The 15868-nt window shown below is 52.3% G+C and carries 13 protein-coding genes and 1 pseudogene; 2 read left to right on the top strand and 12 right to left on the bottom strand.

The genetic code is table 11. The features are described from left to right. Nucleotides 1–261: 261 nt before the first annotated feature. Nucleotides 262–1254: pseudogene (locus L3K52_05045) on the bottom strand (hypothetical protein). Nucleotides 1255–2737: 1483 nt separating this feature from the next. On the opposite strand from L3K52_05045, the gene L3K52_05050 reads away from it, so the two are divergent. Then, entirely contained in the window at nucleotides 2738–4285 is a 1548-nt protein-coding gene (locus tag L3K52_05050; protein ID UOG93100.1) for an MFS transporter, read from the top strand. On the opposite strand, the gene L3K52_05055 is transcribed toward L3K52_05050, so the two are convergent. The 11 genes from L3K52_05055 to L3K52_05105 all read right to left on the bottom strand — a co-directional run bounded on the left by L3K52_05055 (nucleotide 4212) and on the right by L3K52_05105 (nucleotide 13673). Beyond that, nucleotides 4212–5009 (bottom strand): hypothetical protein, encoded by a 798-nt coding sequence (locus L3K52_05055; GenBank protein ID UOG93101.1) that lies wholly within the window; start codon nucleotides 5007–5009, stop codon nucleotides 4212–4214. The two genes, L3K52_05050 and L3K52_05055, sit on opposite strands and share 74 nt — an antisense overlap. Before the next feature lie 102 nt (nucleotides 5010–5111). After that, nucleotides 5112–6392, bottom strand: a complete 1281-nt coding sequence (gene argA, locus L3K52_05060) for an amino-acid N-acetyltransferase (GenBank protein ID UOG93102.1) — start codon at nucleotides 6390–6392, stop codon at nucleotides 5112–5114. A gap of 4 nt (nucleotides 6393–6396) precedes the next feature. Then, a complete protein-coding gene (locus L3K52_05065; protein ID UOG93103.1) occupies nucleotides 6397–6987 on the bottom strand; it encodes a phosphoheptose isomerase in 591 nt (196 codons plus the stop codon). Nucleotides 6988–6990: 3 nt separating this feature from the next. Next, a complete protein-coding gene (locus L3K52_05070; GenBank protein ID UOG93104.1) occupies nucleotides 6991–7356 on the bottom strand; it encodes a YraN family protein in 366 nt (121 codons plus the stop codon). Next, nucleotides 7346–8863, bottom strand: coding sequence for a penicillin-binding protein activator (locus tag L3K52_05075; protein ID UOG93105.1), 1518 nt, complete (start codon nucleotides 8861–8863; stop codon nucleotides 7346–7348). Before L3K52_05075 ends, L3K52_05070 begins: the two co-directional genes overlap by 11 nt. Nucleotides 8864–9040: 177 nt before the next feature. Then, nucleotides 9041–9439 carry a PEGA domain-containing protein gene (locus L3K52_05080; GenBank protein ID UOG93106.1) on the bottom strand — a complete coding sequence of 133 codons (399 nt, stop codon included), beginning with the start codon at nucleotides 9437–9439 and terminating at the stop codon, nucleotides 9041–9043. A 164-nt stretch (nucleotides 9440–9603) separates the two neighbouring features. Further along, nucleotides 9604–10176, bottom strand: coding sequence for a hypothetical protein (locus L3K52_05085; protein ID UOG93107.1), 573 nt, complete (start codon nucleotides 10174–10176; stop codon nucleotides 9604–9606). Between the two features lie 60 nt (nucleotides 10177–10236). Next, the gene (locus L3K52_05090) at nucleotides 10237–11199 is read right to left on the bottom strand and encodes a tetratricopeptide repeat protein (GenBank protein UOG93108.1); all 963 of its coding nucleotides are present in this window, start codon (nucleotides 11197–11199) and stop codon (nucleotides 10237–10239) included. Between the two features lie 91 nt (nucleotides 11200–11290). Then, nucleotides 11291–11515 carry a hypothetical protein gene (locus tag L3K52_05095; GenBank protein UOG93109.1) on the bottom strand — a complete coding sequence of 75 codons (225 nt, stop codon included), beginning with the start codon at nucleotides 11513–11515 and terminating at the stop codon, nucleotides 11291–11293. Nucleotides 11516–11569: 54 nt separating this feature from the next. Then, complete coding sequence (locus L3K52_05100) at nucleotides 11570–12085, bottom strand: DUF2799 domain-containing protein (protein UOG93110.1); 516 nt, start codon at nucleotides 12083–12085, stop codon at nucleotides 11570–11572. Between the two features lie 94 nt (nucleotides 12086–12179). Next, the gene (locus tag L3K52_05105) at nucleotides 12180–13673 is read right to left on the bottom strand and encodes a trypsin-like serine protease (GenBank protein UOG93111.1); all 1494 of its coding nucleotides are present in this window, start codon (nucleotides 13671–13673) and stop codon (nucleotides 12180–12182) included. Between the two features lie 156 nt (nucleotides 13674–13829). Here L3K52_05105 and L3K52_05110 point away from each other — a divergent pair, with 156 nt between their 5' ends. Beyond that, the gene (locus L3K52_05110) at nucleotides 13830–15851 is read left to right on the top strand and encodes a sodium-translocating pyrophosphatase (GenBank protein UOG93112.1); all 2022 of its coding nucleotides are present in this window, start codon (nucleotides 13830–13832) and stop codon (nucleotides 15849–15851) included. Nucleotides 15852–15868: the final 17 nt, after the last annotated feature.

The following is a 15868-nucleotide window of genomic DNA, read 5'->3' on the forward strand; positions in this document are numbered from 1 at the left end:
GCCATTCATGCCTGCTGCACCAGTAGCGCCGGTAGCACCGTTCATGCCTGCTGCACCAGTAGCGCCGGTAGCACCGTTCATGCCTGCTGCACCAGTAGCGCCGGTAGCGCCATTCATGCCTGCTGCACCAGTAGCGCCGGTAGCGCCATTCATGCCTGCTGCACCAGTAGCGCCGGTAGCACCGTCTTGACCGTCAGTACCATTGGTACCGTTCATGCCTGCTGCACCAGTAGCGCCGGTAGCGCCGTTCATGCCTGCTGCACCAGTAGCGCCGGTAGCGCCGTTCATGCCTGCTGCACCAGTAGCGCCGGTAGCACCGTTCATGCCTGCTGCACCAGTAGCGCCGGTAGCGCCGTTCATGCCTGCTGCACCAGTAGCGCCGGTAGCGCCGTTCATGCCTGCTGCACCAGTAGCGCCGGTAGCGCCGGTAGCGCCGTCTTCACCATCACAGCCATCGCGACCAGCAGCGCCAGTGGCACCGTTCATGCCTGCTGCACCAGTAGCGCCGGTAGCGCCGTTCATGCCTGCTGCACCAGTAGCGCCGGTAGCACCGTCTTGACCGTCAGTACCATTGGTACCGTTCATGCCTGCTGCACCAGTAGCGCCGGTAGCGCCGTTCATGCCTGCTGCACCAGTAGCGCCGGTAGCACCGTTCATGCCTGCTGCACCAGTAGCGCCGGTAGCACCGTCTTGACCGTCAGTACCATTGGTACCGTTCATGCCTGCTGCACCAGTAGCGCCGGTAGCGCCGTTCATGCCTGCTGCACCAGTAGCGCCGGTAGCACCGTTCATGCCTGCTGCACCAGTAGCGCCGGTAGCACCGTTCATGCCTGCTGCACCAGTAGCGCCGGTAGCACCGTTCATGCCTGCTGCACCAGTAGCGCCGGTAGCGCCGTCTTCACCATCACAGCCATCGCGACCAGCAGCGCCAGTGGCACCGTTCATGCCTGCTGCACCAGTAGCGCCGGTAGCACCGTTCATGCCTGCTGCACCAGTAGCGCCGGTAGCACCGTTCATGCCTGCTGCACCAGTAGCGCCGGTAGCACCGTTCATGCCTGCTGCACCAGTAGCGCCGGTAGCACCGTCTTGACCGTCAGTACCATTGGTACCGTTCATGCCTGCTGCACCAGTAGCGCCGGTAGCACCGTCTTGACCGTCAGTACCATTGGTACCATTGGTACCGTTCATGCCTGCTGCACCAGTAGCGCCGGTAGCGCCGGTAGCGCCATTCATGCCTGCTGCACCAGTAGCGCCGGTGTATCCACGATCACCCTTGTCACCGCGATCACCTTTGTCGCCTTTCAAGCCGGTGTCGCCTTTATCACCCTTGTCACCGCGATCACCTTTGTCGCCTTTCAAGCCGGTGTCGCCTTTATCACCCTTGTCGCCGCGATCACCTTTGTCGCCTTTCAAGCCGGTGTATCCACGATCACCCTTGTCACCGCGATCACCTTTGTCGCCTTTCAAGCCGGTGTCGCCTTTATCACCCTTGTCACCGCGATCACCTTTGTCGCCTTTCAAGCCGGTGTCGCCTTTATCACCCTTGTCACCGCGATCACCTTTGTCGCCTTTCAAGCCGGTGTCGCCTTTATCACCCTTGTCGCCGCGATCACCTTTGTCGCCTTTCAAGCCGGTATCGCCTTTATCACCCTTGTCACCGCGATCACCTTTGTCGCCTTTCAAGCCGGTGTATCCACGATCACCCTTGTCACCGCGATCACCTTTGTCGCCTTTCAAGCCGGTATCGCCACGGTCGCCCTTAGCACCTGTTGCGCCTGCTGATCCGGTGGCACCAGTAGCGCCGGTGTATCCACGATCGCCTTTGTCACCTTTGTCGCCTTTCAAGCCGGTATCGCCACGGTCGCCCTTAGCGCCAGTTGCGCCTGCTGATCCGGTGGCACCAGTAGCGCCTTGAGCGCCAGTTGCACCTTGTGAACCATAATTGCCATGACCACGCCCGTGACCAGTACCGTGACTGTTGCCAGTACCGTGGCTGTTGCCAGTACCGTGGCTGTTGCCAGTACCGTTGCTGTTGCCAGTACCGTGGCTGTTGCCAGTACCGTGGCTGTTGCCAGTACCGTGGCTGTTGCCAGTACCGTTGCTGTTGCCAGTACCAGTGCCGCAATCGTCGCCGCCTTGACCACCTTGGCTGCCACCGCTCTGCAACTGTTGCAGCATCTGCATGATCATTTGCAGCAAGCTCATCAGCAATTGAGTGGTATCACCGCTCATCCCTGGTAGTGAACTAGCGCCACCCGTCATGGACGCAGTAGGTGTGCTTGAACCAGACGTGGAATTAGTGTTGCTGCTGCCATAGTTACCGCTAATCACTGAGTGATTGCTGGTGCCATTGAGAGTGTTGTAATTGGACATTTCTTGCTCCTTTGCCTTTACTAATAGTGGCTGAAGTCATTTCAGCCGCTTTTTATTATTCCGGGCGTAACAGCCTGAGTGATTCAGGGCTAACAGACGTGCCAAAGAATCCATATCAGACGTGCCGTTTCTGTTGCACGCGGAATAAATTTTGTCGCGCTCTGCTTTGAGTCATGGTGCGTTGCGCGATGCACTGGAGTATGTGTCAAGCTTTTTTGGTTGGTGATGGCAGGAGGGATGAAAGTTGCAAACTCGCTTACGAGCGGTGCAAATGCAGGTGTTGTTTGGGCGTTTACAACGGCAGATGATTCGCTGATGATGCGGTTTTAAGTATTCACCCATCATTTTAGAAGGTTGCTGCCTCATGACTGAATCCTCTCCTGCCAAGCCGTTGAGCTGGGCTGAAGCGTTGCAAGCGTTTCTGCACCCGCGCGTTATCACGATGTTGTTCCTAGGGTTTTCGGCGGGGGTGCCGTATCTGCTGATTTTTTCTTCCTTGTCATTGTGGTTGGGCGAGGCGGGCATTAAGCGTGAAGCAGTGACATTTTTCAGTTGGGCGGCGTTGGGATACTCGTTCAAGTTTGTGTGGGCACCGTTGATTGATAAGCTACCGATTCCGTGGCTGACAGACGGTTTGGGAAAACGTCGGGCATGGTTATTGGTGGCTCAGTTGTTAATTATTTTGGCCATTGTGTTGATGGGAAGCATTGACCCGGCACTGGGTGCGGATCAGTTAGAGCTGATGGCAAAAGCGGCAGTGTTGTTAGGTTTTGCTGCCGCCACGCAAGATGTGGTGATTGATGCGTATCGGATTGAGTCAGCAGAAGTGCGCTTGCAGCCCATCATGTCATCGACTTATGTGGCGGGTTATCGCGTCGGGATGATTGTGGCGGGTGCGGGTGCGCTGTTTTTGGCGTCGGCTTGGGGGTCGGATAAAGGGCATTATGTGTATCTGGCTTGGCAATGGACATACCTGGTGATGGCCTTGACGATGTTGATTGGGGTAGTGACGACATTGCTGATTCCTGAGCCGCCAGCCCGTCAAACGGATAAGTATCACTACGCGACTTGGGATTATATCCGTTTGGTGTTGGTGTTTGCCTGTGCAGTGACGGGATTGATCAACACATTTTCCGAGACAGGAAAAGCCTTTGAAATATTACAGGCGTGGAGTGGCACTGATCCCGTTATCAAATTTGGTTTGGAGGCGTTACGTTTGCTACTGGCGGTGGGTGTGGCGGTGTTGATTGGTTGGGCGTTGGTCGCGTTGGGTGCGGTGAATCGGACGATAGCGCAGGAAACATGGATTGAACCCATCGCTGAGTTTTTCCGGCGCTATGGCTTGAAAACAGCGCTGTTGCTGTTGGCTTTGATTGGTTTGTATCGGATTTCCGATATTGTGCCGGGCGTCATTTCTAACGTGTTTTATCAGGATTTGGGATTCAGTAAGCCAGAAATTGCGACAGCGGTGAAGACGTTTGGGGTGATTGTGAGTATTGCGGGTGGATTCTTTGGCGGCGTGTTTGCCAACCGTTACGGGGTGATGCGTACCTTGATGTTGGGGGCGATTTTGACCGCGCTTACCAATTTGGTGTTCGTGTGGTTGGCGTATGTGGGGCATGACGTGGTGGTGATGTACACCGCAGTGACGGCGGATAATTTGGCGGCCGGGTTCGCGAGTGCGGCATTCGTGGCGTTTTTGTCTTCACTGACCAGTGTGTCATTCACGGCGGTGCAGTACGCGATTTTTAGCTCGTTGATGACCTTGTTGCCGAAAACCATTGGCGGGTATTCCGGCACGATCGTTGACAGTATTGGCTACCCCGGCTTTTTCACGTTTACCACCCTGATTGGGATTCCGGTGCTGTGGTTGGTGTGGGCGGTGGGTAAGCATTTGCAGGTGGAGCAATGACTGGGAGGTCTAGCTCGGTGTAGTGTTTTTTGGAAATGTGGCGATGATTTTGGTTACGATCAGTGCTTTGCGAGTTGTAGATGCTGTAAATAATGCCTAAATCTTGTTCGATTTCGACTTGGCGGTAGGGGTGCAAAGTTCTAAGCGCTTCAATGGTGACGGTGTAGGGAATTGGCCCGGTGGTGCGAATTACGCCCTTGAACCCGACGCCAACCGCAGCGGGGTTGTAGTGCAAAATGTTATGGAGCACTTGGCGAATTACCGCTTGCAGAAAAGGGTGTCCGGCAACGCCTATCACATGCCATTGTTGGAATTCACCGCGCTCAATTCCGGCGAGTTCCGGGTGTAGCCCCCAGCCGTAGTAGTTGTCGTCATCCCATTTGGAAAGAATGTAGCGGTCATCGGGTAGCAGCACCGCATCTAACGGGCGGGTAATGGTGCTTTTCATGTCGAGATAAACCCCACCTTCGGCATAAATCAACAGATACCGAAACAGATCCGCCCGCGCTGCCCCGTAAGCAGGGTCGATGCATTGGTAGACGTTCAGTATGTCTTGCCCGTAGCGTTGCAGAATAAAAGCTTCAATATCCGCGTCGTCATACAGGCGGTATTCCCAAGTGGGGTTGAGTTGCTGAATCCGCTGAATATTGGCTTGCAACGGAGGCGGTAACGCGGTTTTGGTGAAATACGTTTGGTGAATAATGCGTGGAATACGTGTTTGCATGGCTGTTTCCCTCGTGTTTCTAAGACATCAAGTTGACAACAGTTTAGGCGAGCAGCGGGCACGGGTGCAGTGCGGAGGCGACGAGTGTTACCAGTTTGCTTACTAGCTGATAGTTTTGAACAATATTTGCGAATTGCGCTGGTAGTTGTACAGCGATTTTTTATTCGCAGGCAGTTCGTCCACGCTGCCTTTGACAAAGCCGCGTTCACGGAACCAGTCGGTGGTTTGCGTCGTCAGCACCAACAGGCGATGTTTGCCTTGGGTTTTGGCGAGTTGTTCCATGTGTTTAAGCAGTTTGTCGCCCCGATTGCCGCCTTGATAAGCGGCGTTTACGGCAAGGCAAGCCAGCTCCGCTACTTGCGGATCGGCGGTGTCATACAGCGCAACACAGGCAATGATTTCGCGGTCACGGATAATGATGCGGAAGTTGTGAATTTCCAATTCCAATTGTTCGCGGGAACGCTTGATCAAAATACCACGCTCTTCCAGCGGGCGGATCAGTTCTAAAATGCCGCTGATGTCTTCCACCCCAGCGGCTCGCAAGCGCTCGAATTGTTCGGCGGCAATCAGGCTGCCCACGCCGTCGCGGGTATACAATTCCAGCAGCAATGCGCCATCAATCTCGGCATCGAGTAGGTGGATGCGTTCCACTTGGTGTTCGGCGGCTTCAATCACGGCGGGGAGTAGTGAGTTGTAGGGCAAGCTCGCTTTGGCTTCTTCAAGGGTGAGTTCGTGCGGCAAATTCAGCGGCTGGTGGCTGAGGAAAATCAGCTTGTCGGCTTTAATCGCTTGGGTGGCAGCCACCGCGACTTGTTCGTAACGTAAATTGTAGGCTTCGCCCGTCGGTGAATAGCCCATCGGCGAGAGCAGCACGATATTGCCGGAATCGAGTTGCTGCTGCATCAGCGTGTGATTGATTTTACGCACTTGTCCGCTGTAGCCGTAGTCGATGCCATCGCAAATGCCGAGCGGACGTGCCGTGATGTAATTGCCGGAAACAATCCCCAAGCCTTCATTATTCAGCGACGGTTGATTGAGGGCATGAGTCAGCAAGTTTTCGATGCGAATGCGCAAAAAACCAATGGCTTCCTGCGCCGCGAGCAAGGAAGTGCTGTCGGTAATGCGAATGCCTTTGTGCAAGCGAATCGGCGTATTAGTGCGGTGCAGGCGTTCGTCAATTTGTGGGCGCGTGCCATGCACTAACACCAGCCGTGCGCCGAGGCTGGAAATGATGGCGAGGTCTTGCACAATTTGCCGAAAGCGTGGCGTGGCAATCACTTCACCCGCAAACGCGATCACGAAGGTTTTGCCGCGATGGTTGTGGATGTAGGGTGCGGCTTCGCGGAAAAATGTGACGCTGTGCGGGTTGGGTGCTGGCCTCATCGCGCTATCCTTCGGTTAGCAACATCTGGTCAACCAAGTCGCAGATGCAGTGGATTAACAGCAAGTGTGTTTCCTGAATCCGTGCCGTGCTATCGGCGGGGACGCGCAATTCCACGTCACCCGCTTGCAGCAAATCTTTCATGCTGCCGCCTGCTTTGCCGCTGAGGGCAATCACCTGCATCCCGCATTCATGCGCGGCGTCGATGGCGCGATTCACGTTGGTGGAATTGCCGCTGGTGGAAATCGCCAGCAATACGTCACCCTTACGCCCCAGTGCTTCGATCTGGCGGGAAAATACCCGTTCGTAGCTGTAGTCGTTGGCGATGGAGGTGAGGGTGGAGGTATCCGTGGTCAGCGCAATCGCAGGCAAACCGCGTCGTTCTTGCTCGAAACGGTTGAGCATTTCAGAGGAAAAATGCTGGGCATCGCCCGCCGAGCCGCCATTGCCACAACTGAGGATTTTGCCGCCGTGTTGCACGGTGTCGAATACCAGCGTAGCGGCGGCGAGAATGGGGTCTTGCAACAGCGTGAGCGCCTTTTGTTTAGTGGCGATGCTGTCGGCAAAATGTTGTTGGATGCGTGTGTGTAAATTCATGCGTTAGCCCGCCTCGAAAGCGTTTTTGATCCAATTTATGTCGTTATCACCTTCCACCGCTACCACGTCGAAACGCGCTTGGGCGTTGGGGGCGCGGTATTGCAGGTAGTGTTGCGCGGTGCGGATGATACGCGCTTGCTTGCGTGGGTCAATACTGAGCAATGCGCCGCCGTAACGGGCGGTTTTGCGGTAGCGGACTTCGACGAATACGATAATGTCGCCGTCGCGCATGATCAGGTCGATTTCGCCCATTTTCAGGCGGTAATTCTGGTGCAGCAGGTGCAAACCGCTGGCTTGTAAGTGTTCACAAGCCAGTTGTTCGGTGCTGACGCCGCGTATGAGGTGCGGCGCTTGCGGCTTATTGTCCAACAGCTTGCGGCACACCGTTGGCGAAGGTGGCGAATAGCAGGGTGCGTTGGATTTGGCGATTGCCAGCTAAACGGATATTGCCGGTTTTGCCGTTGACTTGCGTGCTGGGGTTACGCGCAATGCTGGGCAGGTTTTTGGCAATCAGGAACGCATCCATCCCCAGTGCAAACATGCGCGGGAATTGCGAGTTATTCAGAGTGCCGGATTGCAAGCCTTCCATGACCCACGGGATTTCGGTGTATAAAATGCCGTCAAGATCGGCATCTTTACCGGGGTCAGTGCGCCCAGAAAAGATATGCGAGGTGGCGTAAATCGGCAGTTCCGGCGCTTGCGCGGCTAGTAACGGGCGCATTAAGCGGGCTTGGCTGGGGGAGGCGGCAAGAAATACCATGCTGGCACGGCCTTGCGTCGCCGCTAATGCATTTTGCACGTTTTGCAGATAGACGTTAGACGGCGCGTCGGGGAATTGCTGGATATTCACGACTTGCCCGCCCTTGGCTTGGTAGGCGGCACGGAATGCCCCGGAGATGCGATCTCCCCAACTGGAGGCGGGTGCTAACACAATGGCGGTGCGTAAGCCGCGTGCGCTGGTGGTTTCGGCGACTTGTTTGGCTTCATCTTCTGGCAATAAGCCGAATTGGTACAGCGCACCGGGGATATTGCGGCTATTGGTCAGGTAATTCAGGCTGAGCAAGGGTTTGGAGAGCACTTGCGGTTGCGCGAGGAGGTCGGCAAGGGATTCTTTATCCAATGGCCCGATGACAATATCCGCCCCATCCGCCACGGCGCGTTGGTATTGCGCCACGGCTCCACCGGCATTCACATCATAAACTTGTACGCTGGTTTCGCGGGCAACGCTGTTACGGGCGGCGTCGATACCCCGGTAGATTTCTTGCCCGACACTGCCCAATGAGCCGGATTGCGGGAGGAGTGCGGCGACGCGCATGACGCTGGTAGGGACGAGAGCGGCTTGTACATTTTGAACGCCGGGTGCGCCGCCGCCCTTGCCACTGGCCATTGCTTGGGCGCGTTGTTGAATGTGTTTGACTTTTTCACGCAAAGCGGGAGAAAGCTCATCCAAATTGGTTGGTAAACTACGCAGTGCGAGTGTTGGGTTGTTTTGTTGCAAGGCGAGGAGTGCTTTGACATAGGCTTGGCGGGCGCGGTTTTCGCCATCCAGCGCGGCAGCGGGAACTTTTGCCAAATAGGTGTTGGTTAATTTGGCATCACCGATAGAGGCAGCAATTTCAGCCGCTTGCAAAATGACACGCTCGCGTTGCGGCGTAGGGTAGCGGGCAGCAGCGGCGAAATAGGCTTGAGCGGCTTCGCGTTTTTTCCCCTGATTAAAGAGCGCGTTGGCTTGTTCAACCGTGGCATTGCCTTGCACAGATGAGGTGTCGTCGCTATTGATGAAGTCGTTGGGCGAACAGCCTTGCAACATGAATGTGACAGTTAATAATGCGATAGCGCAATATTTCAGAATGCTTGGGTGGCGTTGTGATGGCATGGTCAGTCCTAGTACCTAGTAATGGGGTATGGTTGCCAGAATATAGCATTTTTTGCTGGGTATGCAGCAGCAATAAAAAGCCGTGCAGATTTCAATGTCACTGCACGGCAAACTAGGATGGAGGGTCACTTATTGTATGATTGGCTGTGGTCAGTTGTTGTGCATCCTAGTGGTCAGTTAGCGACCTTTTTCCAGCGTCACTTTGACGGGATTAGGTTTTAAATCGTTGAGTGCGCCACTGGTCGCATCCACACCGATACCGATGACGCCGCCAAATACCGCGTTGCCGATCATGCCAGCGGTGCCGTTTTCAGAGACTTCAGGTGTTACCTGCACGGTGGCGGTTTTGTAACCCGGCTTTGCTACCATGACAGTCAACGCATTTTTGCGGGAAACTTTAAAATTGGCGGGGGTGGTGCCTGTCATGCCATTGGACAGCGTGACACTTGCCCCTGCTGGTTCAGATTCCACTTTTAAATCCTGTTCCGAACCGCGTGTGATGGTAGCGCAGCCGCTGTTTAACAGCGTAGTAGCCAAAATGAGAGTCAGTGCGGGCAGTTGCCAGTAACGTTTCATAGGGTCTCCTTTTTGAATGCAATGAATAAAATGTTCACGTTCAGGCATACGCTATCGACTCGTAAAAGGGGTTAAATCTATTACATAAAAAAGCCTGAGCGATCAGGCGGGAACTGCAAGCGTTACCGCTACAACTAGGATGGGTGCCTCTGTGCATGGGTGTTTTAACCAACATTAGCCAGCTCCGTCAGCATTCTTTCAATCTTCAGCGGATTTTTAATATTCAGAAAGCCAGTATCTTCTGAATGCTCGTCTCCCTCAGAATCGCGCCATATTCTTTTTCCCAATAAAATATCACCCAAACCATTACTTTTATCTTTTCGATAAATATTTGAAAGTTGATGAGGATAATAACTTTTTATAAGACCTTTGCCATCGAACGCGATTGCTCTTTTATTGGTGATAATGTAAATAGTATTGCTTGTTTTCATAAATTCAACAATAGGGTTAAATAACATTGAAATTCCAATCAGCACGAATAGCAAACTAAACAAAAGAGAGCCGAGGCTGTCAATATCAATATTGTTAAAATCTGGCAATTTATAATCCATTTTGTGAAACATAAATGACACGGAAAAAACAGTCCATGGAATAGCGAACACAAAATAACTGGTTGAACGCGTTGTAAAAAATTGTGGTACGGGTTTATCAACCCACGTAATATGTTCACCTCGCACCAATTCACGGTTTACTTTGTCTTGAAGTCGCTGTGATATTTTTTTATCTTGCATATTCATAAAATAAAAATCCTCATTTGATATGGCGAAAATTACATGCCGCTTGGGATTGATAATGTATTAGCGTTTGATTGAGCGGATGGCAGTGGCACGCTTCTGTAATGATACGGCTAAATCTTCCTTGTCGGTTTTTGAGTAGAGTTTTGCCAACCCTTCAAGGCTTGTGGCAACATTAGGATGTTCCGCTCCGAGCGCCTTTTCAAAAATTGCCAACGAACGTTTATGTAGAGGTTCGGCTCGCGTGTATTGACCTTGGGCATAATACATTAACGCGAGATTGTTTAAATTCGTGGCAACATCTGGGTGATCCTTTCCTAGCGCTTTTTCATTAATCGCCAGCGAACGTTTGTATAGCGGTTCAGCCTGTGTGTACTGACCTTGAGCGTCATACAGTGATGCGAGATTGTTCAAATTCGCGGCAACATATAGATTATCCGTCCCGAATGCCTTTTCGTAAATCGCCAGCGAACGTTTGTACAACGGTTCCGCTTGGGCATACTGACCTTGGTTGACATACAGTACTGCAAGGTTATTCAAGCTCTTGGCAACGTTTGGATGCTCCTCCCCCAATGCCTTTTCGTAAATCGCCAGCGAACGTTTGTACAGCGGTTCTGCTCGCGCATACTGACCTTGGGTATCATACAGTGCTGCAAGGTTATTCAGATTCGTGGCAACTTCTGGATGCTCCACCCCCAGTGCTTTTTCAGAAATTGCCAACGAACGTTGATACAGCGGTTCCGCTTGCGCGTACTGACCTTGGGTTTTGTATAATACTGCGAGGTTATTCAAGCTCGTGGCGACATCAAGGTGATCCACTCCTACATTTTTTTCGGCAAGTTCAAGTGCCTTTTTCGTCATTACGACGCCATCCGCATAATGACCTGCATCAAGCAATTCCATGCCTCGCTTATTGAGCTGTTCCCACTCGCTACCTGCTCCTTCTGCTGCAAACACAGGGAGTGTTCCCAGTAACAACAGTAATGCCAATTTGCCCCATTGCTTGATACCTTTGTGCCTATTCATATTTCTATACCTTTAAGTTAATTAAAAACTGTCTTTGCATAGCTATACGCTAACAGGATACAAATAGGGTTAAGTGTTGCCTTACCAAAATTTACATGACATTACCCATACCATTGGCATCCAGAAACCGCTGGTAATCAACAACCGTTTGCCGATGCTGTTTTTGTTGCAACCAGTTTTCAAAATCTGGCATATTGATTGGCTGCTTTCCAACTGGAGCAGTTTTATCCCAGTAGAAATAGCCTGCCACTAACAATATCAGCAGTGGCAAAAGAATAAAGCCAACAAACTTTCGATAAGGACTTGTTGCGACCATTGCGGCATCATCCCTGTTGTAAAAAACGGTTAGGTCAACGATACACAGCCGTTGTTAATTGTCTAGTTCTTTTGATTGCTCCGGTACTGGGTTTTGCTCTGGTTCTTGTGGCTGTTCCGGTGCTGGTGTTTGCTTCGATTTGTTTGCGTTCTCCTGCTCTTTTAACTTTTTTTCTAATTCGCGAATTTCACTTTGTTGATGTGCCAATTTTTGCTGTATCAAGTAATAGTCGTATCCCTCAATGTAACCCTTCTTGAACGGTTCTGCTAAGCCCGGTTTGTCACATACTTTGGAATCGAAACTGCCGCGCTTGCCGACTTCCCTCCCGTTTTCATAAGTGCAGAATGCTTTTGCCCCTTGATCATAACTCCGCTTATAAACTTGCTCGTTTGGCGTGATACCAATCTTGCCACAGTCTTTATTATAGTCCGCCAACCTGATGTCACGTCCTGCCATCGCATCCGCATAACCCAAGCGTTCCCAATCGGCGGTTTTACATTCTTCCGGTTCCAAGGATGCACAAGATGCCAATAACAGGCTCAATCCCGAAATTATCATGACGCGTTTCATTATGAATATCCTCTTAATCTGGGTAAGTGTTTTGATGAAACTTTAAATTGAACAGCTCTAGTTAAGCTGTTCAATGCGGTGGGTGATACAAGTATTAGCGGCGCTTGGTCAGCCAAGGTTTAAAGGTTGCAAATGATTTATCCAGACGCCCGTAATAGTCAATTCCCGTAGGATTAGCGCAGGAGGAGCTTCCACCCAGTAATACGCCGGTCACGAAGTAATTACCCTTGTCTTGCATCAACAGGGCTGAACCACTGCCGCCCGCCAACGCTACGCCTTTGGTCCATTGTACATAAGCGAATTCCCCTTCTGAATCAAAGGGCAGGGTAGTCGTGGTTTGTTCATCTAACGGATTGCGCCCATTACCGATGACATAACCTTGGGAATATTTTTGTGGCCATGTAATTACCGCATTCAATACCAAGGACGCAAAGCCTGAATGGTGGATGCCAGCGACTGCCGATGCTGGTGGCATCCCATTCGCCGACCAACCCGAAAACACCACGCCTGCCGGTGGCGCTTGGTTAAGTTGCAGCAACGTAGAATCTGCCTCAGGTCGTTTTGCCAACAATTGGCTGCCTAAATACGTTCTTTTTATTAATGTGTTGCCATCATTGGCATTACAGCCGCTGCTGGCAAAAAACCATGAAAACTCCATGCTCGCAGATTTTTTTTCATCGTTAATGCAATGATTGGCGGTCAGAAAATAAGGCGTGCCGTCATCGCTATAATTGTTCAGCAAGGTTCCGGTGCAGAAACTGGTTTCACCCAACTCCGTTGTGAAAAAATAGCCCGCTACCGCTTTAGACTGAATCTGCAAGCCAGGTGATGCCTCACACGCCACATCGATTTGGCAAGCAAACGTATCCGCTTGTGTGGTTGCTTTTAAATAGGATTCTTGCACTTCACCGGAAATAGGGTCGATTACTACATGGGATAGACGTTCAATGCGCATATCAAGGTCGCTGACTTGCGCGGTATTCGGTAAAAATACTTCCATGCCCAGCGTATCGCCTTCAATGCTGGGCGACCAGAACAGGGTTTTATTGTCAGTATCTTTAGGTTGTGTCTGCATCGCGGCATGACCGTAAGGCCCCATCACGTTAGCAAGGTCTTGTGGGGCATAAAAGCGCAATTCTGCTCCTTGCGGTAACTCACCCATCCGCAGTAAAACCCTGACCCGCTTGGCGTTGGTGGATGTCAGCTTCATATGGGCAACCATCCCGCCTGCCACTGCATTCCACTGCCAGGCGCTTACTGCATTTAGCGTTTCTGGCAAATCACGCCCTAACCCTACTCGCGTATTTTTCTCTTCCCCAGCAGCTTGCATTTGTTGCAATTCCGTCACTGAAAGTTCGGGCAATACCACCTCAGACACGCTGGGTGCTGCGATTGCCGTGGCACTGCGCCCGGCACGTTTGGGTATCGTTACCGGGGGCAAGCGCAAGCTGGGGGGGAATGTTTGCAAGCTTTCCTGTTCGGCGTTAAACATTTTTCCCGGTACTTGCAAAATTTCTTCAGCGTTGGACAAATTGGGTAGCATGGCGAGCGACACGCACAGGGTCAGCAACGATCGAAAATATTTCATATTCAACACTCCATTAAGAACATTAACTCTACAGTGGCGGGTACGCTGTTTTTTTCTATTCGGGGTTAAGGTTGAGCGCTAATTTTGAGTCAGGTGCTGAAACGGGAGCTATGCTTATTAGGGATGATCATAAGTAAATAATAGAGGAGGTGTTTTATGTCTACAGGTTTGGCTGTTGCCATTGTGTGTGCGCTTGCCGCGCTCACTTACGGTTTACTGACGACGCGCTGGGTGCTCGCCCGCCCGGAAGGGAACGCAGAAATGCGGCGTATTGCACAGGCTATTCAGGAGGGGGCGCAAGCCTATTTGAATCGTCAATACACCACGATTGCGGTGGTGGGAATTCTGCTGTTTGCGGTCATTTTCATTGCATTGGGTTGGCAAACTGCGATTGGTTTTGCGCTAGGTGCGGTGTTATCCGGTGCGACGGGTTATATCGGCATGAATGTGTCGGTGCGGGCAAATGTGCGCACGGCGGAAGCGGCCAAAGACGGTTTGAATGCGGCCTTGGATGTGGCATTTAAAGGCGGAGCCATTACCGGCATGTTGGTGGTTGGCTTGGCGTTGTTGGGGGTGGCGGGTTATTACGCGGCACTGACCATGACCGGCACGTCATCGACCGATGCGATTCATGCTTTAGTGGGCTTGGCGTTTGGTGGTTCCTTGATTTCGATTTTTGCGCGGTTGGGCGGTGGGATTTTCACCAAGGGCGCGGATGTTGGCGCGGATTTGGTGGGCAAGGTGGAAGCGGGAATTCCTGAAGACGATCCACGTAACCCGGCAGTGATTGCGGATAATGTGGGGGATAACGTTGGCGATTGCGCGGGGATGGCAGCGGATTTGTTTGAAACTTACGCGGTGACGATTATTGCGACCATGTTGCTCGGCGGCTTGCTGATGAATGGTTCGGAAAATGCGATTGTGTACCCGCTGGTGTTGGGGGGCTTTTCCATTCTGGCGTCGATTTTGGGCGCTATGTTTGTGAAAGCGCGTACCGGCGGCAAGATTATGAATGCGCTGTATCGCGGTTTGGCGGTGGCAGGTGGGGCGTCACTGATATTTTTCTACCCTGTCACTGTGATTATGATGGGGGATAACCCGGATTATTCGGTGAATGCGTTGTACGGCTCGGCGGTGATTGGTTTGGTGTTGACAGCGGCAATGGTGTGGATTACGGAATATTACACTGCTACCGAATACAGCCCGGTGCGGCATATTGCGCAAGCGTCGACCACTGGGCATGGCACTAACGTGATTGCGGGTCTTGGGGTGTCGATGCGTTCCACGGCTGCGCCAGTGTTGGCGGTGTGTTTGGCTATCTGGGGTGCTTATGAACTCGCGGGTTTGTACGGGATTGCGATTGCAGCAACCTCAATGCTGTCAATGGCGGGGATTGTGGTGGCGTTGGATGCTTACGGCCCGATTACTGACAATGCGGGTGGGATCGCGGAAATGGCGGGTTTACCAGATGATATTCGCAATATCACTGACCCGCTGGATGCGGTGGGGAATACCACAAAAGCCGTGACCAAAGGTTATGCGATTGGCTCAGCGGGCTTGGCGGCTTTGGTGTTGTTTGCGGATTATACTTATGCGTTGTCAGCGGCACATCAGACGGCCATGACCTTTGACCTTTCCAATCATTTGGTCATTATCGGTTTGTTTATTGGCGGGATGGTGCCGTATTTGTTTGGGGCAATGGCGATGGAGGCTGTGGGGCGTGCGGCAGGTTCGGTGGTGGTGGAAGTGCGTCGCCAATTCCAAACGATTCCGGGCATTATGGAAGGCACGGGTAAGCCGGAATACGGCACTTGCGTGGATATGTTGACCAAATCGGCGATTAAGGAAATGATTGTGCCGTCATTATTGCCGGTGGCAGTGCCGGTGATTGTGGGGCTGACCTTGGGCGCACAAGCACTGGGTGGGGTGTTGGTGGGAACCATTGTGACGGGGATTTTCGTGGCAATTTCCATGACAACCGGCGGCGGTGCTTGGGATAATGCCAAGAAATACATCGAGGAAGGCCATTTCGGTGGCAAAGGTTCGGAGGCGCACAAAGCCGCTGTTACCGGCGATACCGTCGGCGACCCGTACAAGGATACCGCAGGCCCGGCAATCAACCCGTTGATCAAAATCATTAATATTGTCGCGTTGCTGATTGTGCCGTTGTTAGCGTAAGGTAGCGGTTCGTTGTT

The organism is Candidatus Thiothrix sulfatifontis, from assembly GCA_022828425.1.
Taxonomy (GTDB): Bacteria; Pseudomonadota; Gammaproteobacteria; order Thiotrichales; family Thiotrichaceae; genus Thiothrix; species Thiothrix sulfatifontis.

What these genes read in the sequence shown, in the direction of transcription:
- L3K52_05050 (UOG93100.1), top strand. Translation starts at nt 2,738, where the DNA reads ATGACTGAATCCTCTCCTGCCAAGCCGTTGAGCTGGGCTGAAGCGTTG.
- L3K52_05055 (UOG93101.1), bottom strand. Translation starts at nt 5,009, where the DNA reads ATGCAAACACGTATTCCACGCATTATTCACCAAACGTATTTCACCAAA.
- argA (UOG93102.1), bottom strand. Translation starts at nt 6,392, where the DNA reads ATGAGGCCAGCACCCAACCCGCACAGCGTCACATTTTTCCGCGAAGCC.
- L3K52_05065 (UOG93103.1), bottom strand. Translation starts at nt 6,987, where the DNA reads ATGAATTTACACACACGCATCCAACAACATTTTGCCGACAGCATCGCC.
- L3K52_05075 (UOG93105.1), bottom strand. Translation starts at nt 8,863, where the DNA reads ATGCCATCACAACGCCACCCAAGCATTCTGAAATATTGCGCTATCGCA.
- L3K52_05080 (UOG93106.1), bottom strand. Translation starts at nt 9,439, where the DNA reads ATGAAACGTTACTGGCAACTGCCCGCACTGACTCTCATTTTGGCTACT.
- L3K52_05085 (UOG93107.1), bottom strand. Translation starts at nt 10,176, where the DNA reads ATGAATATGCAAGATAAAAAAATATCACAGCGACTTCAAGACAAAGTA.
- L3K52_05090 (UOG93108.1), bottom strand. Translation starts at nt 11,199, where the DNA reads ATGAATAGGCACAAAGGTATCAAGCAATGGGGCAAATTGGCATTACTG.
- L3K52_05095 (UOG93109.1), bottom strand. Translation starts at nt 11,515, where the DNA reads ATGGTCGCAACAAGTCCTTATCGAAAGTTTGTTGGCTTTATTCTTTTG.
- L3K52_05100 (UOG93110.1), bottom strand. Translation starts at nt 12,085, where the DNA reads ATGAAACGCGTCATGATAATTTCGGGATTGAGCCTGTTATTGGCATCT.
- L3K52_05105 (UOG93111.1), bottom strand. Translation starts at nt 13,673, where the DNA reads ATGAAATATTTTCGATCGTTGCTGACCCTGTGCGTGTCGCTCGCCATG.
- L3K52_05110 (UOG93112.1), top strand. Translation starts at nt 13,830, where the DNA reads ATGTCTACAGGTTTGGCTGTTGCCATTGTGTGTGCGCTTGCCGCGCTC.